The organism is Microbacterium sp. NPDC057944 (genome assembly GCF_042887445.1).
Taxonomy (GTDB): Bacteria; Actinomycetota; Actinomycetes; order Actinomycetales; family Microbacteriaceae; genus Microbacterium; species Microbacterium natoriense.
This window is the reverse complement of sequence record NZ_JBHVPJ010000001.1, coordinates 545,306-571,702: the sequence shown is the minus strand read 5'-3', so window position 1 is coordinate 571,702 and position 26,397 is coordinate 545,306. Positions and strand designations below refer to the sequence as shown.

20 protein-coding genes are annotated in these 26,397 nt (G+C 70.1%); 12 read left to right on the top strand and 8 right to left on the bottom strand.

From position 1 onward, the window contains the following. Positions 1 to 326 precede the first annotated feature (326 nt). Both ACFVRO_RS02495 and ACFVRO_RS02490 read left to right on the top strand, forming a co-directional pair. Positions 327 to 2,639, top strand: a complete 2,313-nt coding sequence (locus ACFVRO_RS02495) for a hypothetical protein (protein WP_386948881.1) — start codon at positions 327 to 329, stop codon at positions 2,637 to 2,639. A gap of 177 nt (positions 2,640 to 2,816) precedes the next feature. After that, positions 2,817 to 7,109, top strand: coding sequence for an SdrD B-like domain-containing protein (locus tag ACFVRO_RS02490; RefSeq protein WP_386948878.1), 4,293 nt, complete (start codon positions 2,817 to 2,819; stop codon positions 7,107 to 7,109). A 281-nt stretch (positions 7,110 to 7,390) separates the two neighbouring features. On the opposite strand, the gene deoD is transcribed toward ACFVRO_RS02490, so the two are convergent. Then, positions 7,391 to 8,101 (bottom strand): purine-nucleoside phosphorylase, encoded by a 711-nt coding sequence (deoD, locus tag ACFVRO_RS02485; RefSeq protein WP_386948876.1) that lies wholly within the window; start codon positions 8,099 to 8,101, stop codon positions 7,391 to 7,393. A gap of 104 nt (positions 8,102 to 8,205) precedes the next feature. Here deoD and ACFVRO_RS02480 point away from each other — a divergent pair, with 104 nt between their 5' ends. From ACFVRO_RS02480 to ACFVRO_RS02470, 3 genes are all read left to right on the top strand, one after another. Next, a complete protein-coding gene (locus ACFVRO_RS02480) occupies positions 8,206 to 9,021 on the top strand; it encodes a type II CAAX prenyl endopeptidase Rce1 family protein (protein ID WP_386948873.1) in 816 nt (271 codons plus the stop codon). Positions 9,022 to 9,165: 144 nt separating this feature from the next. Next, positions 9,166 to 9,570 carry a tetratricopeptide repeat protein gene (locus ACFVRO_RS02475; protein WP_386948869.1) on the top strand — a complete coding sequence of 135 codons (405 nt, stop codon included), beginning with the start codon at positions 9,166 to 9,168 and terminating at the stop codon, positions 9,568 to 9,570. 101 nt (positions 9,571 to 9,671) lie between these two features. Further along, positions 9,672 to 10,451, top strand: a complete 780-nt coding sequence (locus tag ACFVRO_RS02470; RefSeq protein WP_386948866.1) for a CPBP family intramembrane glutamic endopeptidase — start codon at positions 9,672 to 9,674, stop codon at positions 10,449 to 10,451. Here ACFVRO_RS02470 and ACFVRO_RS02465 read toward each other — a convergent pair. From ACFVRO_RS02465 to ACFVRO_RS02445, 5 genes are all read right to left on the bottom strand, one after another. Then, positions 10,435 to 11,091 carry a DNA alkylation repair protein gene (locus ACFVRO_RS02465; RefSeq protein WP_386948863.1) on the bottom strand — a complete coding sequence of 219 codons (657 nt, stop codon included), beginning with the start codon at positions 11,089 to 11,091 and terminating at the stop codon, positions 10,435 to 10,437. The genes ACFVRO_RS02470 and ACFVRO_RS02465 overlap by 17 nt on opposite strands. 319 nt (positions 11,092 to 11,410) lie before the next feature. After that, a complete protein-coding gene (locus ACFVRO_RS02460; protein WP_105673150.1) occupies positions 11,411 to 12,448 on the bottom strand; it encodes an aromatic acid exporter family protein in 1,038 nt (345 codons plus the stop codon). Positions 12,449 to 12,492: 44 nt separating this feature from the next. Next, positions 12,493 to 13,134 carry a hypothetical protein gene (locus ACFVRO_RS02455; protein ID WP_386948861.1) on the bottom strand — a complete coding sequence of 214 codons (642 nt, stop codon included), beginning with the start codon at positions 13,132 to 13,134 and terminating at the stop codon, positions 12,493 to 12,495. Between the two features lie 53 nt (positions 13,135 to 13,187). Continuing rightward, positions 13,188 to 14,474 carry a family 16 glycosylhydrolase gene (locus tag ACFVRO_RS02450; protein ID WP_386948858.1) on the bottom strand — a complete coding sequence of 429 codons (1,287 nt, stop codon included), beginning with the start codon at positions 14,472 to 14,474 and terminating at the stop codon, positions 13,188 to 13,190. Between the two features lie 95 nt (positions 14,475 to 14,569). Then, positions 14,570 to 15,688 (bottom strand): ROK family protein, encoded by a 1,119-nt coding sequence (locus tag ACFVRO_RS02445; protein WP_386948855.1) that lies wholly within the window; start codon positions 15,686 to 15,688, stop codon positions 14,570 to 14,572. A gap of 125 nt (positions 15,689 to 15,813) precedes the next feature. On the opposite strand from ACFVRO_RS02445, the gene ACFVRO_RS02440 reads away from it, so the two are divergent. The 4 genes from ACFVRO_RS02440 to ACFVRO_RS02425 are packed head-to-tail and all read left to right on the top strand — an operon-like array spanning position 15,814 to position 20,140. Next, positions 15,814 to 17,136, top strand: coding sequence for an ABC transporter substrate-binding protein (locus ACFVRO_RS02440; RefSeq protein WP_386948852.1), 1,323 nt, complete (start codon positions 15,814 to 15,816; stop codon positions 17,134 to 17,136). Between the two features lie 3 nt (positions 17,137 to 17,139). Further along, entirely contained in the window at positions 17,140 to 18,063 is a 924-nt protein-coding gene (locus ACFVRO_RS02435) for a carbohydrate ABC transporter permease (protein ID WP_386948850.1), read from the top strand. Beyond that, the gene (locus tag ACFVRO_RS02430; RefSeq protein ID WP_341940582.1) at positions 18,060 to 18,878 is read left to right on the top strand and encodes a carbohydrate ABC transporter permease; all 819 of its coding nucleotides are present in this window, start codon (positions 18,060 to 18,062) and stop codon (positions 18,876 to 18,878) included. The genes ACFVRO_RS02435 and ACFVRO_RS02430 overlap by 4 nt, the downstream gene beginning before the upstream one ends. Further along, the gene (locus ACFVRO_RS02425) at positions 18,875 to 20,140 is read left to right on the top strand and encodes a Gfo/Idh/MocA family protein (RefSeq protein ID WP_386948847.1); all 1,266 of its coding nucleotides are present in this window, start codon (positions 18,875 to 18,877) and stop codon (positions 20,138 to 20,140) included. The genes ACFVRO_RS02430 and ACFVRO_RS02425 overlap by 4 nt, the downstream gene beginning before the upstream one ends. A 2-nt stretch (positions 20,141 to 20,142) precedes the next feature. Here ACFVRO_RS02425 and ACFVRO_RS02420 read toward each other — a convergent pair whose 3' ends face one another. Then, complete coding sequence (locus tag ACFVRO_RS02420) at positions 20,143 to 21,030, bottom strand: alpha/beta fold hydrolase (protein WP_386948845.1); 888 nt, start codon at positions 21,028 to 21,030, stop codon at positions 20,143 to 20,145. Next, positions 21,027 to 22,217: a M24 family metallopeptidase gene (locus ACFVRO_RS02415; RefSeq protein WP_386948842.1), complete on the bottom strand. Its 1,191-nt coding sequence runs from the start codon at positions 22,215 to 22,217 to the stop codon at positions 21,027 to 21,029. The genes ACFVRO_RS02420 and ACFVRO_RS02415 overlap by 4 nt, the downstream gene beginning before the upstream one ends. 161 nt (positions 22,218 to 22,378) lie before the next feature. Here ACFVRO_RS02415 and ACFVRO_RS02410 point away from each other — a divergent pair, with 161 nt between their 5' ends. The 3 genes from ACFVRO_RS02410 (at position 22,379) to ACFVRO_RS02400 (ending at position 26,380) form a co-directional block, all read left to right on the top strand. Continuing rightward, the gene (locus ACFVRO_RS02410; RefSeq protein WP_386948840.1) at positions 22,379 to 23,854 is read left to right on the top strand and encodes a peptide MFS transporter; all 1,476 of its coding nucleotides are present in this window, start codon (positions 22,379 to 22,381) and stop codon (positions 23,852 to 23,854) included. Then, entirely contained in the window at positions 23,851 to 25,083 is a 1,233-nt protein-coding gene (locus tag ACFVRO_RS02405) for an amidohydrolase family protein (protein WP_386948837.1), read from the top strand. Before ACFVRO_RS02410 ends, ACFVRO_RS02405 begins: the two co-directional genes overlap by 4 nt. A 61-nt stretch (positions 25,084 to 25,144) precedes the next feature. Beyond that, positions 25,145 to 26,380, top strand: a complete 1,236-nt coding sequence (locus ACFVRO_RS02400) for a PucR family transcriptional regulator (RefSeq protein WP_386948835.1) — start codon at positions 25,145 to 25,147, stop codon at positions 26,378 to 26,380. Positions 26,381 to 26,397 lie beyond the last annotated feature (17 nt).

The following is a 26,397-nucleotide window of genomic DNA, read 5'->3' as shown; positions in this document are numbered from 1 at the left end:
ATGCCGGCCTACCGTCGTCGTGTGCCGCCGGGGTCGGGGGAAGTGACGCCCCACGGTGGAATTGACCCCCGTCAGGGGTCACCTGCACGTCCGATATGACGCGTCGATGCGGCATCCTGCTTGACTCCCCACCGAGCGCGCCCCCCAGTGCGCGCCATGCGTCCGCTTCGACATCCCCGCAGGCTCCTGAGTCCCCTCATGGACTCGTTTCGCTGCGCGATCGGAGACGGGCGACACATCACCGAGGGAGAGGGCAAGGTATGGAGCACGTATCGCGTCGGACGGCGAGCAGCCGTGGCACGAGGGGTCGGGGATTCACCCGATCGATGACATGGGCGGTCGGAGCCGTCACGGTTCTGGGTGGGGTCCTGCTGCCCGCCACCGCTGCGAGCGCGGCGGAAGACGTTATCACGGTCACCAGCCTCGGGCTCAGCGGTCCAGGCACGCTGCGCGGAGCGCTCGAGACCGCGAACGCCTCCACGAACCCCGACGGTGTGCGGATCGTCTTCGATGCGGCTCTCGCGGGCACGGGCGAGCTGTCGCTCACCGGCGGCTCGGCGAACAGCATGCTCACCACCGACATGACCGGTCCGGCATCCGAGAACTCCACCCTGGGTGCGCGCTTCCTCGTCGACTCGACTGTTCCCGTCTCGATCGACTTCACGAACCTCGACGGCATCACCGACATCGACGGCTCGGCCGCTGCCGGCATCTACGTCGCCTCCGACGACGTCACCCTCAGCAACCTCGCCAACATGCGGGCGGCGGAGTCCGGCATCGTCGTCGGCGGCGCCGGCACGAAGATCACGAACGTCGAGCTCAAGGACAACGACACGAACTGGCAGGAGGTCGGCGTCCTGCTCATCGACGGCGCGGCCGACACCACCCTCACAGATCTCGTCATCCAGAGCCCGTACTGGGGCAGCGTGGTCGTTGACAACGGCGCCACCGTGACGAACACCGTCGTCGACGGCCTCGCCAGCCGTGGCGTCGAGGCCTGGGGCCACGTGATGTTCGAGGACGCCTCGACCGTCACGGGCTTCACCGTGCGCGACAGCGTGCTCGGCAACCCCGCTGAGACCTCGCCCTCGCACGGCGTCTACGTCAACGCGGACGTCGCGGTGACAGGCCTGACGATCGCCGACTCGACGATCCAGTCGCCGAACCAGAACGGCCTGTTCTTCCTCGGCGCAGGTCAGACGCTGACCGACACGAGCATCACGGGCACCACCTTCGGCGGCAACGTGGGCAAGAACATCTCGCGCACGATCGGCAACAACACCGCCGACTGGAACGGACTGGTCTTCTCCGGCAACGACGTCTCCTACGCGGGCTCCGTCGTCTTCGGCGGAACGCTCACCGACGCGACCTTCGCCGACAACTCGTTCACCAACGTCAGCGACGGCGCGTTCGCCGCTCTGCAGCTGGGCAGCACGACCGAGAACGTCGACGTGACAGGGAACGCATTCGATGTGATCTGGGCCGTCGACACGATCCGCGTGCAGGGCGCCGGCGCCACCGACGTCGTCATCGCGGACAACTCGATCGAGAACCTGATCGCGGACATCTCGCGCTCGGCGATCCGCATCGACGCCCCCGGTACCGGCAACATCGTGCAGAACAACATCCTGTTCCAGGATCTGGCCGACGACACCCTGCCTGCCCATGCAGACAACCACTGGGCGATCTACAACTCCGCGAACGCCGCGAACGCCGACGCCCCGGTGGGCTGGAGCATCATCGGCAACGCGATCGACGGCTTCGGCGGTCGTGACCGCTCGCAGGCTCCGATCGTGCACAACGCGATCGGCAAGCTGCCGGTGATCGGCAACACGTTCGGCGCGAACACCCGCGGCGGCACCGACCCGGTGATCGAGGAGAGCGGCTTCTGGTTCCTCTGGAACGTCGGCGACTCGGTGAGCAACAACACGGTGCAGACGTTCCGTCCGGAGACGGTGCGCTACGACGGCGCCACCGCCACGTTCACGGCCGTCCAGCCGGCGAACCTCATCGGCAACAACACCGCGGCAGCTCCCGTGACGCTCCACGTCTACTGGACGGCGGCGGACAATGCCGAGGAGTACCTGGGTGAGATCACGGGTGTCGCTCCCGGCGCGTCCGTGTCGATCCCCACCACGCACACGACGGGCTTCCTGCGCGTGCAGACCGTCGACGCGAACGGGTTCACCTCGCAGTACTCGAGCATCGACGAGGACACCGCTGTCGTTCCTGCCGCTCCGGCCGTGACCGGGACGACGCCTACCGGCGCGACCGGAACCGGCACCTCGGGCGCGACGATCACCGTCCGCAACACGAAGGGCGACGTCGTCGCCACCGCCGTGGTCGGCGAGAACGGCGCCTGGTCGCTCACCTCGGGTCTGACGTGCAACACGCAGTACGTCGTCGACCAGACCGTCGACGGAGTGAAGAGCGCGACGATCCCGTTCACGACGGCAGCCTGCCCGACTGTGCCGGGAACCGGTGGGGGCACCACGGGTGGCGCGGGCGGCAAGGGCAGCACCGGCGGATCGCTCGCGAACACCGGTGGGGCAGACCTGACCGGCGTCGCGCTCGGCGCGATGGCCGTGCTCCTGCTCGGCGGCTCGATGCTGGTGCGTGCGCGCCGGCGTCGCGCCTGATCGGGCGGGTCGAAACGGCGTGAGGCTCCCTCTGACCCCTCACGGGGGTCAGAGGGAGCGTCACCTTGGCACAGCAGGCCATGTGCTCGCCAGTATGTCGGTGGGCACAAGTCTTCTGGGGAACTCGAAACGAGAGTCGCGGCCGGTTGGGGAATCGGGCGCGGGGGAGAGGAACACGTGAAGAAGACACTCGCTGGAGTGGCTGCGCTGACGACCGCGGCCGCACTGTCCATCGTCGTCGCGCCGCCGGCGGTCGCCGCGGCAGGAGACGGGACGATCACGCTCACCGTCGTGAACGACGTCAACGCGAACAGCACGCGCGACGCCGCCGACGCCGCGCTCAACGGGGTGACGGTGCGTTTCACCGACCCGCAGAACCACACGTTCACGCGCTCCACGAACGCGGCCGGTCAGGTCGTGCTCGGCGGAGCGGATGCGGGCAACACGCTCGTGGGCGGCAAGTACCGCATCGAGGTGACCAACCCGAACACCGGCACCTACACCGAGGCGCGCATCCTCGACGGGCACGCCGAGCCGCAGTTCGCCCCGGCGACCTCCTTCGTCGACGTGTCGAGCGGTGCGGATGCCGCGCTCAGCATCGGCTACGTGGACGTGAGCACGCTGGGCCCCTCCAACGCCACGATCTTCTCCGCCATCCAGCCCGACAGCATCTGGCCGGGCGCGGGTGAGGGTCGCGAGATCTACCAGGTCCCCTACCGCCTGAACAGCGCCCCGACGGGCGTCACCTCGCGGGTCACGACGGGGTCGGTGTACGGCATCGGCCTCGACCAGAAGGCACAGAAGCTCTACGCCGGCGCCTACGCCAAGCGCGGCTCGGTCTACGGTGCGGGCGGCCCCGGTGCGATCTACCGTGTGGACCCGTGGTCGGGAGCCACCGAGGTCTACGCCACGGTCGCCGACGTCGGCACCACGGTGCACGACATGACCAGCGTCAACGGTGCAGGGCACCAGACCCAGGACTTCGACTTCCGCACCGCGGTGGGCCGTGAGAGCCTCGGCGACGTGGAGGTCACGGAGGACAGCAAGTACCTCCTCGCGGTGAACATGCACACCGATTCGGTCGTCGTGTACCCGGTGCAGACGGCCCCGAACCCTGCTCCGGTGCAGACGCTCCCGATCCCGGCCGTCGCCTGTGCGGCGGATCAGGACTGGGCGCCGATGGCGATCGGCGAGAACGCCGGCAAGATCTACGTCGGCGCCGTGTGCGGCGTGACCATGCAGGCGAGCGTGATCGAGTACGACATCTCGGCCTCCGGCATCCTCAGTCCCACCGGCGTGGTCTACTCCGGCGACCCGACGACGGCCCCCGGGCACAGCGGCGCCATGTCGGGCAACCTCGCCGTCGACGCCTCGTGCCGCTTCGTGGACTGGCTGCCGTGGAGTGACGGCGTCGCGCAGGCGTGCATCAACGCCGGCGCCGCCTCGACGCCCATCAACCCGGCGGCCAACGGACTCGCCGGGCAGTTCTCGGTGCCGCAGCCGATGCTCTCCGACATCGAGTTCACCGCCGCCGGCGACATGATCCTCGCCTTCCGCGACCGTGGTGGTGACCAGTACAGCTCGCTGCTCTACTACGGCACCCGCACCAACGGTCTCGGCGCCTACTCGAACTACGTCACCGCCGGAGACATCGTCGGTGTGTGCGCCTCCGGTTCCACGCTCGACTTCGACTGCCGGGGCAGCCAGCCCCGGGGCGGCGACTTCGATGACTTCGGCGGTTTCCACAACGAGGCCGCGTTCGGCGGCATGGTCCACGTGCCGGGCACCGACCGACTCGTCATCAACCAGATGGATGCCACCGGGCTGTTCTCGAACGGCCTGCGTGCCTTCAACCCCGCCACGGGCAACCAGGCGGCAGGCAGCACCGGCTCCGCGAACGTGCTCGTCACCGACGACTTCCAGAAGGCGCAAGGACTCGCTGACATGGAGGCGCTCGTGCTCGCGGCGACCCAGCAGATCGGCAACCGCATCTGGCTGGACACCGATGAGGACGGCATCCAGGATGCCGACGAGCCGCCGGTCGCCGGTGTGCAGGTGTCGCTGTACGACACGGCCGGCACGCTGATCGCGACCACCGTGACCGACGCGAACGGCGAGTACTGGTTCGACACCGACGACGGTCTGCTGCCGGCGACGGACTACCAGATCCGTCTCGACCGCCCGGCGGACTTCGCCGCCGGAGGGCCGCTCGCCGGAACCGTTCCCACGGGTACCGCCGTGGGGCCGAACCGCGGCATCGACAGCAACGGCGAGACCGTCGACGTCGGCGGCACTCCGACCGTCGTCGCGAACGTCACCTCCCCTGCCGCAGGCCGCAACGACCACTCCTTCGACTTCGGCTTCGTCCCGACGCCGGTCTCGATCGGTGACTACGTCTGGATCGACCGCGACAACGACGGGCAGCAGGACGCAGGAGAGCCTCCGGTGGCCGGCATCACCGTGCAGCTGAAGGACTCGACGGGAGCGGTGATCGCGACCACGACGACGGATGCCGACGGCTATTACTCCTTCACGGATCTGCGTGCATCGAGCGACTACACGGTCGTCTTCCCGACGACCGTGACGGTCGACGGCGACGTGTACCGTCTCACGGCGCCGAGCAGGGGCGCCTCGGCATCCGACTCGAACCCTGCCGTCGACACGGGCGCCGCGCCGGTGCGCACCCCCGCGTCCGGCGACAACCTGGGCACTCCTGGTGACGCCGACGACCCGACGATCGACGCGGGCTACGTGCCGATCGTCTCGGTCGGCGACTACGTGTGGATCGACGCCGACAAGGACGGCGTGCAGGATGCCGGCGAGACGCCCGTCGCGGGGGTCGAGGTGAGGCTGCTGTCAGCCGATGGCGAGACGGTCATCGCGACCACCACGACCGACGCGAACGGCTACTACGTCTTCACCGACCTGCCCGGTTCGACCGACTACATCATCGAGTTCCCGACGACGGTGACCGTGGGCGGCATCACTTACCCGCTCACCGAGCGCGACGCGGGCGATGACGACGCTGCGGATTCGGATGCCGACCCGGACACGGGCCGCGTCTCGATCACGACGCCGGCGTCCGGAGCGAACTCGGCGGAGCCCGGCGAGGCCGACGACCCGACGATCGACGCGGGCTTCATCGCCCCGCCGGTCTCGATCGGCGACCACGTGTGGCTCGACGCCGACCGCGACGGCCAGCAGGACGAGGGCGAGAAGCCGGTTCCCGGCGCGACCGTGCGGCTGCTGTCGCCCGACGGCGCCACGGTCATCGCGACCACGACGACCGACGAGAACGGCTTCTACGCCTTCACCGACCTGGCGCCGGGCGTCGACTACGTCGTGGAGTTCCCGACGACCGTGACGGTCGACGGCGTGCGCTACGTGCTCACCGCGCCGGCGCAGGGCGGGTCGGCGACCGACTCCAACCCGGCCGTCGACACGGGCCGTGCCCCGGTGACGACGCCCCTCGGCGGCGGCAACTCGGGTGAGCCCGGCGAGGCCGACGACCCGACGATCGACGCGGGCTACGTGCCGGTGCTGGTCTCGATCGGCGACTACGTGTGGCTCGACGCCGACGGAGACGGCATCCAGGACGAGGGCGAGTCCCCCGTCGCCGGTGTCGAGGTGAAGCTGCTCTCGCCCGACGGCGAGACGGTCATCGCGACCACCACGACCGACGCGAACGGCTACTACGTCTTCACCGACCTGCCGAACTCGACGGACTTCATCGTGGAGTTCCCGCTCTCGGTCACCGTCGACGGCGTGGAGCACCGACTCACCACGCCCGGCGCGGGCGAGAGCGACGGAGGGGACTCGAACCCGGCCGTGACGACGGGTCGCGCACCCGTGACCACGCCCGCCTCCGGGCAGAACTCGGCGGAGCCCGGCGAGGCCGACGACCCGACGATCGATGCGGGCTACGCGCCCGTGAAGGTCTCGGTCGGCGACTACGTCTGGATCGACGCTGACCGCGACGGCGTGCAGGACCCCGCGGAGAAGCCGGTCGCCGGCGTCGATGTGAAGCTGTACGACGCGGACGGCAACCTCGTCGCGACGACGAAGACGGACGCGAACGGGTTCTACGTGTTCACCGACCTGGAGCCGTCGACGCAGTACTCGATCGAGTTCCCGACCTCCGTGGTCATCGGAGGGGTCACCTATCCGCTGACGTCCGCGAACGTCGGCGGTGACGACAAGGACTCGGATGCCGACCCCAAGACCGGCCGCGTGACCTTCACCACTCCGGCGACGGGATCGAACTCGGCGCTGCCGGGCGAGGTCGACCTGCCGACGCTCGACGCGGGCTTCGCGCCTCCTGCTCCGATCGTGGCTCCTGGCCTCGCGGTCACGGGTGGTGCGGTGCCGTGGGTGCTCGGCGGAGCGGCCGGTCTGCTGCTCCTCCTGGGCGCGGCGCTCGTGCTGATGCGTCGCCGCCGCGCGACCGCTGAGGCCGTCGAGATCGACTGACCGAGGATGAGGAGGGCCGTCGCGATCCGTCGCGGCGGCCTTCCTCGCGTCCGGGGGTCTCCCTGACGCGTGCGCCGCTCGCGCGTTCGGGAGGAGAAAGCACCCTCGGGCTGAGGAATGCGGACGGATCCTCAGCCGATGCGTGAGTTCTCCTCCCGAACGTGAGGGCAGGGAGGCGCGTGAAGGGGAAGGTCCGCGCGCGGGGGAAGCCCGCGAGGGGGGAAGCCCGCGAGGGGGAAGCCCGAGAGGGAGAAGCCCGCGCGAGAGGAGGTGTGCGACCCTCAGGCGGTCGCGGCCTGCAGCGCGATGCGGATCATGTCTCCGAAGGTCTGCTCGCGCTCGAGGACGGTGGTCTCCTCGCCCGTGACGATGTGGTCGGAGACGGTGCAGATGCTCAGCGCCCGCCGACCGTAGTACGCCGCGAGCGTGTAGAGGCCGCTCGTCTCCATCTCGACGCCCAGCACGCCGTGCTGCACGAACGGCTCGGTGAGCTCGGGGCGGGTGCTGTAGAACTGGTCGCTCGAGAGCAGAAGCCCGACGTGCACATTCGACTCCGGCGGCTCGAACTCGCTCGCCTCGACGGCGGCGCGAAGCAGCGAGAAGTCGGCGACGGGGGCGTAGTCGAGTCCGTGGAAGCGCACCCGGTTGATGCCGGAGTCGGTGCACGCCCCGTTCGCGATGATGATGTCGCGCACCTTCAGCTTCTCGGTCAGCGCGCCGCACGACCCGACCCTGACGACCGTCTGCACCCCGTAGGAGTCGAACAGCTCGTTCGCGTAGATCGCCATCGAGGGCTGGCCCATGCCCGACCCCTGCACCGAGACGTGGTGCCCCTCCCAGGTGCCGGTGAAGCCCAGCATCCCGCGCGTCTCGGAGTACAGCTGCGCGTCGTCGAGGAAGGTCTCGGCGATCCACTTCGCCCGCAGCGGATCTCCGGGGAACAGGACGATGGGGGCGATCTGGCCGGGCTCTGCGGCGATGTGCGTGCTCATGGGGTCAGCGTAGTGAGGGGTCGCCGCGCGGGGTGCCTGGAACTGATATTCCGGTTCCTATAGCGTGAAGGGGATCGCGATTCTCGCGGCGAGAGGGAGGCGACATGGCGGAGCACGCGGCGGCATCGGGGTGGCGCGGATTCTGGGAGCGCGGCGGCTGGTGGAGGGCGCTCGTCCTCGCGGCCGTCTACTTCGTGCTGTACGAAGGGTTGTCGCTCCTCTTCGGACCGCTGGCCGAGGGGATCACCGACCCGCAGAGCGCCGCGGCCGTGTTCGTCTTCTACGTCCTGCCCGTGACGGTCGGCGCGCTGCTGCTGATCGCGTTCATCTGGTCGGTCGGCTGGTTCGGCGAGATCTTCGGACCGCAGCCGATCCGCGGCAGCGGCTGGATGTGGATCGCCGTCGCGGCCGTCCTGCTGTTCAACATCCTGCGCTTCGCCACGATCGACTACGCCGACACCGAGGCGGGAGTCGTGCCGGCCTGGATGCTGGCGGGGCTGCTGATCGGCTTCGCGGAGGAGGTGCTCACCCGCGGACTCGTCGTGAATCTGCTCCGCAAGGCCGGCTACCGGGAGATCGTCGTCGCCGTCGTCTCCGCGGCGGTCTTCGCCGGTCTGCACGCCGGCAACCTGCTGTCCGGTCAGGCGCTGCTCCCGACGCTGGTCCAGCTCGGCTACACCTTCGCGTTCGGGATCTGCATGTACCTCGCGATGCGGGTGACCGGAACGATCATCGTGCCGATCCTGCTGCACGCCACCACCGATCCGAGCATCTTCCTGCAGTCCGCCCACCCCGCCGAGGGTGCGCTCACCGGCATCGCCGGTCTCGGCAACATCGTCGTGATCATCGTCGGACTGGTACTGCTGATCTTCATCCGCGGACGCGTGGAGAGCACGCGGGAGCAGGCGGCGATCGCCTAGAGTCAGCGGTGGTCGCGAAACCTGCTGAGCCTCGGGGCGGTGTGGGCCACCGCGGCGCTGTTCTCGTGAGCAGGGCGGCTGGGCGACTCGGGTTCTCGCAGATGCTGGACACGGTGGTGACACGGATGGGGGAGGCGGTCGAGAGTGCCGGACGCGAGCGAACAGAGCGAGTTCATACGTCAGCAGATCGTCGCCGGTGACCGGCTCCGCACGCTCGGTGAGCGGGACTCCGCCATTCGCGAGTACGCCCGCGCAGTGGAGGCGGCTGAACTGCAGCATGGATCGGACCACCTCGTCACGCTCGAGGCGGCCGAGAGGATCTCGGACACCTTCACCGAGCTGAGACGGCCACGCGACGCGCTCATGATGCTCGCGTGGATGGCACCGGCCGCCGTCCGCACGTTCGGCGCGCATTCACTCCAGGCCACCCGAATCGAGAACGCGCGTCGTGCCGCTGCTGCTCATCGGCGGAGGCGGGTGTGGACGGCGATCGCACTGGGAGCGCTGTGTTGCGGGATCGCCGTCATCATCTGGGAGTACGTCCTCTAGAGCTGCGGCCGGGTCGCGAGCCGAAGAGCCGCATGAGTGTCGCGAGCCGAAGAGTCGCATGAGTAATGACGGCGGTTGCTCTGTGACGTAGGGTGGTCCGCGTGACCGACGTCAGACGCGGGGTGGTCGCAGTCTCGCTGATGCTTCTCTGGTGGGTGGTGACCTACGGGTTCGGATCGATCCCGTTCCCCGAACTGCAGCCGGGATGGTTCCCGAACCTCGGAACCGTCATCACGAACCTGTTGAGCCTCGGAGCCGTGTGGGCCGCCGCGGCGCTCTTCTCGCGGGCGGGGTGGCTCGGCGACACGGGGCTTCAGGTTCTGGCGGGCTGGCGCGGTGGCGAGGCGCGGATGCTGTGGGCCGGAGCTCCCGTGCTGCTGATCGCCCTCGGCTACCTGTGGCTCGGACGCGAAGGCGTGCCCGGAGTACAGGGCGACGGCGGCGTCATGATCAGTCTGGCGATCGGGATGCTCGCACTCGGAGTGTCGGAGGAGACCGGGTCGCGTGGACTGCCGCTGGGAGCGGTCGCCTCGACCGGGGCGATCTGGCGGGCGGTGCTCGTGACCTCGGTGCTGTTCGGTCTGTGGCATCTCGGCAACGGCGTGTTCTTCGGCAGCAGTCCGGATGAGACGTGGTGGCAGGTGCTCAGCGCGACGACGTTCGGCGTCTGCTTCGCCCGTCTGCGGCTCTTCGTCGGCAGCATCTGGCCGGGTGTCGTGCTGCACGCGCTCGGCAACTGGACGCAGCTGATCACCCCGGGTGCTGCTCCGCTCTGGTATCAGATCGCGGTGATGGCGTTCGAGATGGGCTGGGGCGTGCTGCTCGTCGCGTTGTGGGTGCGACGTCGTGCATCCGCACGACCGGTCAGCCCTGGCGCCTGACCATCTCGGCGATCCAGATCGGGGCGAACGGAGACGTGCACCCCGGCGCCGTCGGATAGTCGGCGAGCACCTGCAGATCGTTCCCGATCGCGAGGGCGCGGTCGCGCAGGTGCGGATGGTGGATGCCGATCTGCGCCAGCGTCTCGTTCATCGCCCACTGCGTCCGTGGTGCGGCATCCTTCATCTCCCGCTCGATCTCGTCGAGCAGGGCGCCGAGGTCGAGGCCGTCGGGCTGCTTCACGACCCGCACGGACGTCAGTGACCACCCCGCGGCCGACACGGTGTCGGCGGGGTCGTGCCGCCACCCCTCTCGCAGGTCGTCGGAGAGCGGCGTCTTCTTGAGCACGTAGTTCACGAACCAGTCGTTGACCTTGGGCGGCTGCGGCTCGCGCAGCATCCCGTCGAGGTCCTCCGCGGAGTACTGCCGCGGGGCGCAGACCAGCAGCGCGAGCAGCCGGGCCGGGGTCTCGCCCGTCTCCCACAGCTCGCGGGCCAGCGGCTGATCGGTCTTGGCCTTCTTCGCGACCGCGCGGAGGCGGCTGAGGTTCATGCCGTGATCGTCGCCGCGCTTCTCGTTCGCCGCGCGCATCTTCGGATCCTCCAGCGCCGCGAGCTCGGCGAGGGCATCAGCGAGTTCCATGTCTCCAGGGTAGGGCTCGGGGCCGCGGCGTCCCTCGCATCCTCTCGAGTCGTGGCGCGGTCCGTGTCCCGTCCGCGTCCGTCCGGGGTCGTCCGTGTCCGTCCGGGGTCGTCCGAATTTCGGATGATGGCGCTTTTCTCGGACGCACGCGCCGTCATCATCCGAATTCCGCGCATCCGTCCGAATTTCGGATGCCGCGACCGGAGGATGCCGCACACGGATGCCGCCGTTCGAGGATGCGCGGCCGGAGGATGCCGCGACCGGAGGATGCCGCGGCATCACCGTGTCGGTGCACCCGTGTCGGCGCGACGCGGCGCGCTCAGCCCTCGCCGAGGAGCTCGCCGTGGATGCGGCGGAGATCCTCCATGAGCGAACCGATGAGGATCCAGTGGCCGGAGGAGGGCGGTGTGATCACCAGCGGAGCGGTGAGCGCAGGGATCGCGGAGGTCAGCGCCTCGGGCTCCGGCGAGACCTCCGCGAGCTGCACGGCGAGGCGCACGTCGTGGCCGGCGCGCCGCAGCTGCTCGGCGATCGCCGCCACCGCGGGCTCCTCGCCGATGGTGTCGTCGTAGTGGTCGAAGTAGGCGCGGGTCATGCCGATGGTCTGGGTGACGATCGGCGACAGCCGCTCCAGCAGCGCGCGCATCTCCCGCAGCTCGTCGCGATGGGCCGAGCGCCGCGGATTGAGGGTGAGCGACTCCTCTCCAGCGGCGATCGAGGCCTCGGCGGCATCCTTCATCGGCCGCAGCAGCCGCACCTCGAGCATGAGCTCCTGCAGGCGGGCTGGTGACTGCGGTGCGGGCAGGGCCGCGGCCAGACGGTCGAGGCAGGCGGCGAGCTCGCGGCCGAGGAGCCCGAGGTCGCGCCGTGCGGGTCCGGTGAGCACGGGCGGCACGATGAGCGCGTTCACGACGATGCCGATGCCGACGCCGATCAGCGTCTCCACGATGCGCGACAGCGCGTAGGCCGGTGTCGACGAGCCGAGGGCCAGCACGAGCATCGCCGAGATGGCGATCTGGTTGCCGGTTCCGGGGGAGGCGCGGAAGGCCCAGGCGACGAGCATGGCGACGACGATCGCGAGCAGCACGATCCACGCGGGCGAGCCCAGCAGCCAGCCCAGCGCGAGCGCGATCACGACGCCGGCGATCACGCCGATGCTGCGCTCGAGCGCCTTCGACAGCGACTGGTTGACGCTGGGCTGCACGACCAGCAGCGCGGCGATCGCCGCGAACACGGGCAGCTGCTCCGGGAAGATCGCCCCCGCGATGAGCCACGCGGCGATGGTCGCCGCGGCGGACTTCACCACCTGCAGCAGGGGTGAGCGCCTGGCGGCCCTGATCGCGACGGGGATGCGCATGGCACAACGCTACTCGGGTGACGGCATCCGTCCTGCGAGCGAGTTCAGGGGGTCGCGGCGGCGGCGCGCAGCGGGCCCTTCGCGATGTCGTCGATGAGCCAGGCGCCTTCGACCTTCGTCAGGGTGTACTCGCGGGGCTGGGCGAACTCGTCTCCGGCGTCGGCTCCGAGCTCGTGGAGGAAGCCGTCGGAGGCGCTGACGATCGTGAAGAGGGACTCGAATCCGACGGTCGCGTGCTGCCGGTCGGCGTCGATCGTCGAGGCTGTCCAGGCCACTCCGGTCTGCGCGATCGACAGGTCGTTGTCGACGTACATGGCCGTGACGGCATCCGCGTAGTCCTCGCCTGCCAGCTTGTCGAGGAAGAGCGGCGAGAAGAACTGCTCCTCCGCCGCGACGGAGTCGGCGACCGTGCTCGGGGTCCGGTTGTCGGATGCTCCGGAGTGCAGCGCGACGACCTGCTGCAGCGCCTGGACGTCGGGGTCGTCGAGGGTCAGGTGCTCCCCTGTCGACGCGATCGTCCACAGGGTGTCGTCGGGGTCGAAGTGCGGTGTGGGGCTCGCGCTCGGCGTGGCCGCTGAGCCCTCGGATGCCGTCGATGGGCCGCTGTCCGTGCATCCGGACAGCGCGACCGATCCGATCACGAGCGAGACGAGGACGGCGAGGGCCTTCGCGGTGGTTCTCAGCATGGGTTCCTCCTCCCGGGGAGGGCGGTGCGGCCCTCCCCGGGTCTCTCGGTCGGTCAGTTGGCGGGAGCGGCGTTGAGCTGCCAGTGCGACGACCACCACGTGGTCGGCACGTTCCCGAACTCGACGATGCCCGTGCCGTTCTCGACGTGCAGGGCGCCGGAGGCGTTCTGGATGCGTGTGTACCCGCTGCCGGCGGACGGCGTCGACCATTCGGCGGCGGTTCCCGCCGTCGCCGCGGTGCCGTGGCGAACGGTCGAGCCGCTCACGTAGAGGTACTGGTTGGTCCACCGGTTGCGGTACTTGGTGGTGCCGGATGCCGTGGTCTCGGGCACCCACTGGGCGCTCCAGTAGGTGCTGGGGACCTCGCCGAAGCGGACGATGCCGTCGTTGGGCTCGACGTTGACGGCGCCGGCCCTGTGCCGGTTGTTGATGAGCTTCCAGGTGGGGGAGACGGCCTCCGAGTATCCGGCGTTGTCCTTGTAGACGCGCAGGTAGTCGACCTCCCACTGCTTGGGCCAGACACTGTTGGGCTGGCCGGAGCCCGCACCGGTGTAGATGTTCATGATGATGCCCATGGCGGTGTTCGGGGCGTCGTTGAGCGTCTTCACGAGCTGACCGTCGTAGTAGAAGCGCAGCTGGGTCGGCGTCCAGTCCATGGCGTAGATGTGGAACTCCGTGGTCGGAGAGCCCGAGACGGGCACGGTGTCGAGAGACCACGATCCGAGGAAGTTCGGGTCACCCCAGCCGTAGGCGGCGATGCGCCAGCTGTTCGGGGTGCTGAAGAACGTCTCGATCATGTCGATCTCGGACTGGCCGCCGGTGGTGTTCGTGCCGACCAGCCAGAGGGCCTGGTGCCCGCCGCCCCCGGCGTTCGAGTTCTTGGCGCGCACCTCGACGTAGCCGTACTTCGTGGAGTAGCCGTTGAACGTGGGCAGGTTGTTGCGGTTCACCGCCGACGAGTTGAACCTGTGCCAGTTGTTCTGGTTGAAGGTCTGGATCGCCGACGAGACGACGGTGCCGTCCTGGTCGGGGTTCCACGGCGGCTGGTCCTGGTCGACGCGGAGCTTGATCGTGCCGTTCGAGATCGTGTAGCGCGCCGCCGTGTCGGCGATGTCGGCGGCGGGCACCCAGTGCGGGAGGTAGTTCGGCAGCCACTTGGAGGTGTTGAGCGTCGTACCGGTGAACTCCTCGCTGAAGTCGAGGGTGTAGCCCGGCTTGTCGACGGGATTCGGCGGGGTGTCGGCCGCGAAGGCGGCGGGGGAGGCGAGTGTGAAGGCGGTGACCGCGACGGCGAACGCGGCTGCGGCGGCGGCGCCGCGGGATGTCTTTCGATGGAACATGGGGTTCTCCTCGGTGATCGTCGGTGATCAGTGCGTGGACGCGGTGCGGTGCGCACCGTCCTGCGAGGTAATTAACCCGAACTCTTGCGTAATTGTCAATACTCGCGGGCGAAGAGCTGTTCCTTCACGCTCGCCGCGCTGACGGCCAGCGCTCCGACCGACGGTGCGATCGCACCGAGGTCGGAGGTGCGCACGTCGGGGAGGAAGAGTGACCGTCCGGCGAGCTCGGAGCCCAGTGCCGCCGCGAGTCTCGCGGAGGCGCCGGGGATGCTGCTGCTGACGACGACGACGTGCGGATCGATCGCGAGGACCAGGGCGCCCAGGCCGTCGGCGATGTCGGCGGCGAACCCGGTGACGGCATCCGTGCCCTCTGCACCGGGCGCCGCAGAGGCCGTGAACAGCTGCTCCAGGCCGTCGGGGGCGCGCTCGGCCAGCCTCTGCTGCGCCTCCGGCCACGCGACCCTGCCGAGCGCTCCGATCTCGCCGGCCGCCCCGTGCGCCCCTCGGGCCACGCGGCCGTCGACGATGGATGCCGCGGAGATCCGGTTCCCGATGCGCAGGAGCACGGCGGTCTCATCCGCCCCGACCGATCCGTGCTCGATCTCGGCGAGTGCGGCGAGCTTGGTGTCGTTGTCGAAGGCGATCCTGGCGCCGGGGAAGGCGGCGCGCAGCTGCGCGTCGATGTCGCTGGTCAGCCAGTCCGGCACCACCGTGGTCTTCACCGGGCGACCGTCCGCATCCACTATGCCGGGGATGCCGACGGTGAGCGCGACGAGTTCGTGGGATGCCGTCGTCGACTCGTCGAGCAGCTCGGTCACGAGCGCGATGATCGCGGCCGCCGCATGCTCTCCGCTCGACAGGTCGTGCTCCTGGCGGCGGTGGGCCGCGCTGACCGTTCCGCGCAGGTCGCCGGCCACGCCGGAGATGCCGTGCGGGCCGACGTCGATCCCCACGGCGACGCCCTGATCGGCGGCGAATCGGTACCCGCGCGCCGGGCGGCCGGCGCGCGTCGGGCGCAGCTGCTCGGAGTCGGCCAGGCCGGATTCGACGAGCCCGGACAGCACGGTCTCGACCGTCGTGCGCGACAGGCCGGTCGAGGTCGCCAGCTGGCTGGCCGTCATCGGGGAGGACGCGTCCCACAGGGTGGTCAGCACCGCGTGGTCGTTGAGCCGACGCATCGCTGCGAGGTCGGTGCCGAGCGCCTGGGTGGTCACCTGTCCTGACTATCACATTCCGGCAACCCCGGCTTGACAGTGCGAGGGGGCTGACCTATCTTGTGAATTACAACAGAGAGTTGCGAAATACCCTTTCCCCTTCTTCACCAGAAAGCGACACTCACATGCAACGACGCACCCGACTCGTGCTCGCGCCTCTCGCCGCCGGCGCCCTCCTCGGCCTCGCCCTCACCGCCTGCGCGCCAGGACCGGCGACGAACGGCAGCGGCGCCGCCGTCGACGCCAGCACCACGCTCACCGACGACGACATCACCCTCACGCTCATGTCGACACCGGAGTCCGGCGCGGCGACCGAGGCCACGATCGCCGCCTTCGAGAAGGAGCACCCGAACATCACGATCGAGTACTCCCAGACCAACTACGACGACTACAACCAGAGCGTGAACCTCAACCTCGCAGGCGACAAGTCCCCCGACATCGTCCTGCTGAACGCGGTCGCGAACACCGTCAAGAACAAGCTCGTCCTGCCCCTCGACGACTACGCCGACCTCTACGGGTGGAACGACTTCTTCCCCACCAACCAGCTCAACCAGTGGCGCGTCGCCGACGACGGCTCCACCCTCGGCGAAGGCGGAGACCTCTACGCGGCCCCCGCCGGCTTCTCGCTCGTCGGCACGTACTACAACAAGGCCCTGGCCGCCCAGCTCGGGATCACCGCACCCACCACCCTGGGCGACTTCGAGAGCGCGCTCGCCGCGGCCCAGGGCTCCGGCATCCTCCCCGTCCAGCTCGGCAACGCGGAGGGGCACGCGGCCTTCGTGGTGCAGCTGCTCGGCCAGGGCGAGGGCGGCGCCGACGACGCCAACGCCTGGGCGTTCGGGCACAAGGGCGAGACGTTCGACACCGACGCCAACCGCACCGCGGTCGACACCCTCGTCTCCTGGCAGAAGGCCGGCTACCTCGGCGATCCGACGACGGTGAACGGCACCGACCTCCAGGGCGCCGTCGACAACTTCATCGCGGGCAAGGGCCTGTTCCTCGTCGACGGGATCTGGGACGCCGGCAAGATCGCCGAGGGGCTGGGAGCGGATGCCGGCTTCCTCCCGTTCCCCGGCAAGAACGTGACGGGGATCGGCACCTCGGTCGCCTACGCGATCTCCACGAAGAGCGCGCACCCGAACGAGGCGGCGGCGTTCCTGGACTTCCTGCGGTCCCCCGAGGCGAGCGCCCAGCAGTTCGCGCAGGGCTTCATGCCCGACGACCCGACGGTCGCGGTGGCGGACGAGGGAACCCTGCAGGGCGACATCGTCGCGGCCTGGGCGCGGGTCGCGGAGGCGAACGGACTCGTGGCGTTCAACAACAACGCGACGGCGACCATGAACGACACGCTCAAGGCCGGCACGCAGAAGCTCATCGCCGGACAGGCCTCGGTCGACGACTTCCTCACCTCGGTCCAGGACGACTGGGCCGACGCCCACGCCGGCTGATCCATGACCACGTCGCTGTCTCCCCGGCGGGAGGGGTCCGGTCTCGCGGCCGGCCCCTCCCGTCGGCCCCGCCGAGGGTGGAGCTCGCTCCTGTACCTGCTCCCGGCGTTCGTCTTCTACGGCACGTTCACGATCGCCCCCTGGGTGCAGAGCATCTGGCTCTCCTTCTGGAACTGGGACGGGATCGGGGCCGCCACCTGGGCCGGCATCGAGAACTACCTCCGCGTGTTCACGGACGACCGGCTCCTCGTCGCCCTGCGCAACGGCCTCGGATTCATCGTGTTCTACACCGCGTTCCCGCTCGTGCTCGGTCTCGTCATCGCGGCGGTCATCGCCGCGCGCCCGAGGCGCGGCTCCGGGCTCGTCCGCACCGTGCTCTTCCTGCCGCAGATCCTCCCGCTGGTGGCCGTCGGCGTCGTGTGGCGCTATCTCTACGCGGCAGACGGTCCGATCAACCAGTTCCTGACCGCCATCGGCCTCGGCGATGTCGCGAGGGCATGGCTCGGCGACTTCACCTGGGCGTACCCCGCCGTCGGCATCATCGGCACCTGGGTCACGACCGGACTGTGCATGATGCTCCTGCTCGCCGGCATCCAGAAGATCGACCCCTCGCTCTACGAGGCGGCGCGACTCGACCGCTGCGGACCGATCCGCCAGTTCTGGCACGTCACGGTGCCAGGGGTGCGCGCAGAGATCGTCGTGGCCGTCACGGTGACGCTGATCTCCGCCCTCGCGAGCTTCGACATCGTCTACGTCACCACCGGGGGCGGCCCCGGCGATCAGACGATCGTGCCCGGCGTGCTGATCTACAAGCTCGTCTTCACCTCGAACGAGGTCGGGCTCGCCTGCGCCCTCGCGACGGTGCTGAGCGCGATCATCCTCGTCTTCGTCGCCGTGATCGGCCGAGTGGGAAGGCGCAGCGCATGAGATCTTCCGCCTCCCGCGTGCTGTCGGCGGTGTTCCTGCTCGTCGCGGTGCTCAGCGTCGTCATCCCGTTCCTCGCGCTGGTGTCCGCGGCCCTCCAGCCGGCCGACACCCTCGTCCCCCGACTCACCTGGCCCAGCGATCCGCAGTGGGGCAACTTCGCCACGGCGTGGAGCATGGCCGGCTTCGGTTCCCTCCTCGCCTCGAGCGCGATCATCGCGGTCGTGGTCGTCCCGATCTCGGTGGTGTGCGCCACGCTCGCCGGCTACGCGATGGGCACGATGAGGATGCCGGCGAAGGGCGTGCTGTTCGCCTTCTTCATCGCGGGGCTCACGCTCCCGTACGAGGCGATCGTCGTGCCGCTGTACTTCTCGATGAGGTCGACCGGCCTGATCGACACGTACTGGGCGGTCATCCTCCCCCTGGTCGGAGCGTTCATGCCGTTCGGGATCTTCTGGATGCGGACGCACTTCGAATCCGTGCCCGCCGAGATCATCGAGGCCGCCCAGCTGGACGGCGCCGGTCGGTTCCGCACCCTGGTGCAGATCCTGATCCCCGGCGCCAAGCCCGCCATCATCACGTACGCGCTGCTGACGTTCATGTGGGCGTGGAACCAGTTCCTCCTCGCGCTCATCCTCATCCGCGATCCCTCGCGCCGCACGGCCCCGTCCGGGCTGGGCACGTTCGTGCAGCAGTACGGGGAGAACATCCCGCTGCTCGCGGCCGGGACGATCATCGTGATCGCGCCGATCGTCGTCCTCTACTTCATCTTCCAGCGAAAGTTCGTCGCCGGCCTCGTGCAAGGAGCCCTCAAATGACCGCCCACGCCCCCCTCCGCCTCGCGATCGTCGGAGCCGGATCGCGCGGGACCGGATACGCGCGCCGAGCCGTCGCGGACGGGGCGACGATCACCGCCGTGGTGGAGCCGGATGCGGAGAGACTGCGGGTGTTCCTCGCCGAGTTCGCCGATCAGCCGATCGAGTGCTTCGGCACCTGGCAGGACCTCGCCGCGCGAGAGGAGAGGGTCGCGGATGCCGTGGTCGTCTCCACGCCGGACCGCCTGCACGCCGAGCCCGCGATCGGCCTCGCCGGAGCCGGGTACCACCTCCTCCTGGAGAAGCCGATCGCCCCCACGGAGGAGGAGTCGAGCCGCATCGTCGCCGCCGCGGATGCCGCAGGGGTGATGCTCGCGGTGTGCCACGTCATGCGGTACTCGGACTATTCGCACACCCTCAAGCGGCTGCTCGACGACGGCGCGATCGGCCGGCTAGTGTCGGTCGAGCACCTCGAGCCGATCGGCTGGTGGCACTTCGCGCACTCGTACGTGCGGGGCAACTGGGCCCGCGAGGAGGAGTCGGGGCCGATGCTGCTCACCAAGAGCAGTCACGACATCGACTGGCTCTCGTACATCGTCGGTCTCCCGGCCGAGCGCGTGTCGTCGTTCGGGAGCCTCCTGCACTTCCGGCCGGAGAACAAGCCGGCCGACGCCACGGCGCGGTGCCTCGACTGCCCGCTGCAGAACTCCTGCGCGTACTCCGCGACGACGATCTACCGCGGCTTCCTCGGCGACGAGACCTTCGAGCGCTGGCCCCTCGCGGTGCTCACGACCGACGTCACCCCGGAGGGGGTGGAGCGCGCGCTCCGCGACGGCCCGTACGGACGATGCGTGTTCGACGGCCAGAACGACGTCGTCGACCATCAGGTCGTGAACATCGAGTACAGCGGCGGGGTGACGGCATCCTTCACCGTGACCGCGTTCACCGAACTGGACTTCCGCAAGACGCGCCTCTTCGGCACGTCGGGGAGCATCGAGGGCGACGGCAGGACGCTGCTCGTGCACGACTTCGTGCGCGACGAGAAGTACGAGGTCGTGCCCGAGTCCCGCGGGGCGGCGAGCGCGGCCGACGGCCACGGCGGCGCCGATGACGCGCTGGTCCAGGCCTTCCTGGCGGCCGTGCGCACGGGGGACAGGTCGCTGCTGCTCTCCGGACCGGCGGAGAGCCTCGCCACGCACCGGATCGTGTGGCTCGCGGAGGAGGCGCGCCGGAGCAACACGGTGATGCCCGTTCCCGCGCACTGAGCTCAGACGACGGGAGTCGCCGCGCCCTGCGCTGCGCACCAGCGCAGGGCGCCGACCTCGTGATCGCGCAGCCAGTGCCCGCCGCCCGCGACGATCCGCAGCTCCGCGTGGGGGATCAGCGCGAGCCAGGCCTCTCCGTGCGCGGAGGGCACGAGCACGTCCGCTCCGCCGTACACCAGGAGCGTCGGCGCCGTGATCGCCGCGGCGTCGAAGGACCACTCGCGCGCGAACAGGGCGAGATCGTCCTCGATCCAGCCCTCGACGCCCTGCGCCGCCCATTCGTCGGCCTCGACGGACTCCTCATGCTGCACGTCTGCGCGGCCGAGCACCTCGCGGTCGCTCGGGGGCAGGCGCTCGACCCAGTCGCTCAGGGCCTCCGCGCCGTCGCCGAGCGACTCCACGTACGCACGCAGCGCCGTCTCGCCCCGCCGTGCCGCGTCGATCTCCGCGAGCGTCTCCGGCACCATGCCCGTCGACGCGTCGAAGCCGAACCCGGACGGGCCGATCCCGACGTCGACGCAGAGCGCGGTCACCCGGTCGGGGAGCAGGGCCGCCGCTGCGACGGCGTGCGGGCCACCGCCGGAGGTGCCCATGACGGCGAAGCGGTCGGCCCCGCACGCGTCGGCGATGCGGGCGCTCCAGTCCGCGGCATCCGCGACCGTCCGACCGGGGAGGGTCGGCGAGCCGCCGTAGCCCTGGCGGTCGTAGGAGCACAGCCGCACACCCGCCGATGCCGGTCCGCTCCATCCGCCGGGCACGGCGATCGAGCTGCTCGGGGTCCCGTGGTGGAACACCACCAGCGGACCGTGCGGGTCGCCCCACTCGCGCACGCGCAGACTCCCGTGCGCGACGGGCATCTCGAACTCGCGGATCCACGGCGCCCCGATCACGAGAACTCCAGGATCTCGCGGGGGAGGGAGGAGAGGAAGCGGGGGCCGTCCTGCTCGAACACGACCGTGTCGACGAGGATCAGGGAGTTCCACGATTCGAAGTTCGTCACGAGTCCCGCCTCGATCACGTCGTCCCTGTCATCGCCGAGAGACCAGCAGAACTCGCCCACCCAGTCCGTCGGAGCGACGGAGAGGCCGAGCTCGTACCCTCCGGCTCCCGACCCGTCGACGCCGCTGTCGGCGAAGTGGCGTCGGAGCGCGTCGAGCAGCACGCGCCAGGGGGCGCCGACCCTGCCGTGCTCGGCGAGGATGTCGTAGGCCCCCGCGGCGACGGCGACCTCCCGCCTGTGCTCCGCCGACGGCGCGCCGAACATCAGGGGCCTGGTCGCGCGGGCGTGATAGCCGTCGACGGCCGACGCCATGTCGGGGTGGACGACCGGTCCGGAGCCGAGGCGCGTGTGCCCGCTCAGCCGGTGCAGCGCCGACACGGAGGACCCTGCGGCGACGGTCTCGTGCAGCACGGCGGGCTCGCCCCCAGCGCGCACCATGCCGAGGGAGTAGAGGCCCCAGGCCTCGAGCTCGGTCGTCTCGGGCGTCGCCTCGGAGAGGATCGCGCGGATGCCGGCATCCGCCGCGCGCTGCGCCGCCTCGATCTTCCCGATCTCCGCGGGGCTCTTGAGGCGCCGGACGCCCCGGAACGGCAGGGTCACGTCGACGACCCGGCATCCGAGGCCGTCGAGCATCTCGTCGACAACGTCGGCGACGGCAGGACTCGGGATGCAGCTCCACCGCTCCATGCCGACGCGGCTCCCCGCCCACGGCCGCAGCTGCTCGGCGAGGAAGGCGACGTACTCGCCGAGGGTGGACTCCCTGGTCTCGTCCGTCGTGGAGAGGGTGCGGATGTCGTCGAGCACGGTCGTCGTGCGGGCGAGCTCCTCGTGGTAGCCGGCCTCGATGAGGAAGGGGGCGCCCTCCTCGACGTGGAGGACCACGCACTGCGCAGGGGGCATCGACGTCGACGTGTGCTGGCGGTACCACCGGCTGCGGTAGCCGGTGAGCCACGCCATCGTGTCCGGAGCGGTGAGGACCGCCACGGAGACGTCGGCCGAGGCCATCGCCGCCCGCAGACGTCGCAGGCGATCGGCGTACTCGTCTCGGGTGAAGGGCAGATCTGCGTCGATGCTCATCCGACCATGGTCGCGGGTGGATGATGGCGGTGGAGGCGACATGTGTCGCAGGTTCTGCCGGACATTCCGACGTCTGTCGGATCCTCGGCGCCTCGGGGATCGGATTGACTCTCGACAACCCTGAAGCCGCGCGGCGGCACCACTGCTCCGATGGAGGCGCAATGACCCTCAGCAGCACGACAGACGCCCCACCCGTCGGGCGCACGTTCTTCGGCCTGCCTCGCACCATGTTCCCCGTGGCGGGTTTCGCCGGCTTCGACGCCCTCTCCTTCTACGGGATGCAGACGATCCTCGTCTACTACGTGTACTTCTCCGCGAGCGAGGGGGGCCTGGCTCTCGAGCCGGCCGTCGCGATCGCGATCGTGTCGACGTCGAGCGCCGCGACCTTCCTCGCCACCATCTTCATGGGGTGGCTCGCCGACAACGTGCTCGGCGCGGGGCGAGGACTCCGCTACGGCGCCGTGCTCGCGTTCGCCGGCTACCTGACCCTCGCGATCGTCCCCGGCGCCATCGGGCTCACGATCGGACTCATCGCCATCGCGTTCGGCGCCGCCTCGATGTGGGTGAGTGAGGGCGTGGTGCTGGGCGGCACGCTCGACGCGCACGAATCGCACCGGGAGGCGGGTTTCACGGTCTACTACCTCGGCAGCGCAGGGGGCGCTCTCATCGGCATCACCCTCAGCGGCGTGCTGCAGTCGGCCGTCGGCTTCCGACTCGGCTTCCTCGCGTCGGCCGTGGCGATCCTGATCGGACTCCTCATCTACCTGCCGTTCCGACGCGGCACCGAGGCGACGGCGCCGCCCGTCCCGGTGACCGGCGTCCGCGGCTGGGCCCTCGTGTGGCCGATCGCGGCGGTGGCGCTCGCGATCGTGCTGGTGGTGGGCAGTGTCGCGGCAGGGTTCAACCCCGCGACGATCGTCGGCCTCGGGGCCCTCGTCCTCGCGGTCGGAGCGTTGGTGAAGCTGCTGTCGCGCCGCGATCTCACCCGCGAGCAGAAGGGCCGGGTCATCCGCTACCTCCCGTTCTTCGTCGCGACGGGCGTGTTCGCCATGCTCTACCAGCAGCTCTACACGACCGTGGCGATCCACTCCGAGGCCAGCACGGACCGCGTCGTGTTCGGCGTGGAGCTGCCGCCGTCCACGGTGCTCGGCATCGCTCCCCTCTGCACGATCCTCGTGGCGCCGATCCTCGCCGCGGTGTGGGGACGGCTCGGCGATCGCCAGCCCTCCCTCGCCGTGAAGTTCGCGGTCGCGTTCGCCGGATGCGCCATCGGCATGGGGTGGCTCGCCGTCGCCTCGGGAGCCGGAGGGCTCACGCCGATCATCGTCCTCGTCTTCATCGTGTTCGTCTTCGGCGCCTCCGACGTCGTCGTCTCCCCTTCCGGCCTCTCCCTCGCGACGGCCGTCGCACCCCCGGGGTTCGAGACCAGGATGCTCTCGGTGCACTACCTCGCGGTCGCCATGGGGATCGCCGCGGCCGGCGTGACCGGCGAGGGGTTCGCGCCGGGCGAGAACGAGACCGGCTACTTCGCCGCATTCGCGATCGTGGGCGCCGCCGTCGCCGTCGCGATGATCGTCGTGCGCATCGGCTTCGGCCGAAGACTCGTCGCGGTCGACGGTGTGGAGGTCGTCCGATGAGCGCGGCGACGGACATCAGGGTGATCCGCGCCGGAGCGGTCGCCGACGTGCTCGCCGGAGAGGTGCTCGCCGACCATGCGATCGTGCTGGACGGCGAGAGGATCGCCGCGGTCGAGCCCTGGTCGCCGTCCCGGCACGCCGGCGAGCATGTGCTCGACCTCAGCGACCACCTGGTCGCTCCGGGGATGATCGACCTGCACACCCATCTGATCGGCGAGCTGGAGCGCGGCAGTTACAGCCCGTACCTCACCGGCTCCCCCGCGCGCGACGCGCTGCTGGGGGTGCGCCACGCCAGGGCGACGCTGCGCGCGGGCTTCACGACCGTCCGCGACGTGGGCAGCTTCCGCGCCTTCGTCGACTGCGATCTGCGCGACGCGATCGACTCCGGGATCTGCGAGGGGCCCCGCATGGTCTGCGCGGGCGCCTACGTCACGTGCAGCTCCGGCGGCGGTGAGATCACGGACCTCGCCCTCGACATCCCGCTGCCCACGTCCTTCCGCTTCGGCGTCGCCGACTCCGTCGACGAGGTGCGCTCGGCCGTGCGCCGCATCGCCCATCGGGGCGCCGATGTGATCAAGATCATCGCGACCGGTGCGGTGTACGCCTCGGGCACGGTGCCCGGTGCGCCCGAGTACACCGAGGAGGAGCTGCGCGCCTGCGTCGACGAGGCGGCGCTGTACGGCCTCTACGTCGCGGCGCACGCGCACGGGGAGGAGGGTGCGCTGCGCGCCATCCGCGCCGGCGCCCGCACGATCGAGCACGGGACCATGCTCGGCGACACCGCGATGTCGGCGATGATCGAGCACGGCACCTACTACGTGCCGACCACCTACCTGCTGAACTGGGTGGAGGAGCACGCCGAGCGCGAGGAGCATCCGATCGGCGTGCGCGAGAAGACCGCGAGCGTCGGGACGTCGGCGCGAGCCGCCGTGCGCCTCGCGGTCGAGGCCGGGGTGCGCATCGCCTACGGCACGGACGCCATCGTCTTCCCGCACGGGCGCAACGCCGGGCAGCTGCCGGAGTTCGTGGAGGCGGGCATGACGCCCATGCAGGCGCTGCAGTCGGCGACGAGCGTCGCGGCGGAGTGCCTCGGACGCTCTGCGGACGTCGGTGCGGTCGCCCCCGGGCGCTTCGCCGATCTGGTGGCGGTGCCCGGCGCCCACCTCGACGAGATCGGGCGCTTCACCGACGTCGCGGCCGTGCTCAAGGGCGGGCGGATCGTCGAGTGACGGCGGCGTCGAGCGCGGCGTAGGATCGGAGTCGTCCCGCCGGTCGGGGAGCGGAGGTGCGATGTTCGACGCCGTTCAGGAGACCGTCGACCGGCTGGCGATGGCGCTGCAGCGGTCGGTGGTGCTGGAGGATGCCGAGTGGACCCTGCTCGCCAGCAGCGCGCACTTCGACGATCTCGATCCGGCCAGACTGCACACCCTCACCGCGCGTCGTCCCGCGCCGGAGCTGGTGGGCGAGATGAGGGCGTGGCGTCTGCACGCGCAGCTCGTCCCGCGGGTGCTCGGCGTCGAGCCGCGGCTCGGGATGGAGCACGAGCGGCTGGTGATCACCGTGCGCTCCCGCTACGAGGTGCTCGGGTTCCTCTGGATCACCCTCACCCGGCCGCTCACCCCGAGCGAGGCGTTCCTCGTGCTGGAGACCGCCGACACGCTGCGGGCGCTCCTGGTCAGCGTCTCGCAGTCGATCGCGGCGGTCAACGCCGAGGTCGAATCGGAGATGCTCGGCCTCCTCGCCCCCGATGAGCCGAGCCGTCGGAGGGCCGCGGACGAGCTCCTCGATCTGGGCATGTTCACCCGTTCGCGCCACTTCGTCGCGCTCTGCCTGTCCCTGAGCGCCGAGTGGTCTCCGTGGGACGGCCCTCCGTCGAGGGAGGTGATCTCGCGGGCGCTGCTCCGGGCGATCACGACCCCCATGATCGACGCGTACAGCTTCGTGCCGACGTCGCCCGAGGCGCTGATCCTCCTCGGCTTCCGGAACGAGCCGACTCGTGAGGCGATGGAGAACGTCGTGGCGGCCATCATCAGGGAGACGGATGCGGCCGACGTGAGCGAGCCGCTCCAGGGGGTCCTGGGGGTGGGCTCCCCGGTGGGCGAGCTCTCGCTGAGCTGGGAGTCGTACGAGCAGGCTCTGGTCGCCGTGCGCGTCGCGCGATCGCGCGAGAGCAGGTCCGCCTCGTGGACCGCCGATCCGGTCGCCGCGTCGATCGTCACGCTCCTCGCGGCCGAGCCCCCTGCCCACCTGCTCCCCGAGCCGCTGCGCCGTCTCGCCGACGCGCCCCCCGACGTCCTCGCCCTGTTCGAGGCGTACGTCGCGCACGGCGCCAGGGTCGCCGATCTGGCCGACCGGCTGGGCGTGCACCGCGCGACCGTGTACTACCGGCTCGCGCGCGCGGCGGAGTCGATCGGCGTGGATCTCGAGAGCGACGACGCGCGCTTCATCATCGGCGCCTGGGTGCGTCAGCGCCGTGTCACGAGCGCGGCCGGGGGCGCCCCCGGTTCGGGAGACGGACGCGCCTAGGCACCCCCTGTCCGAAA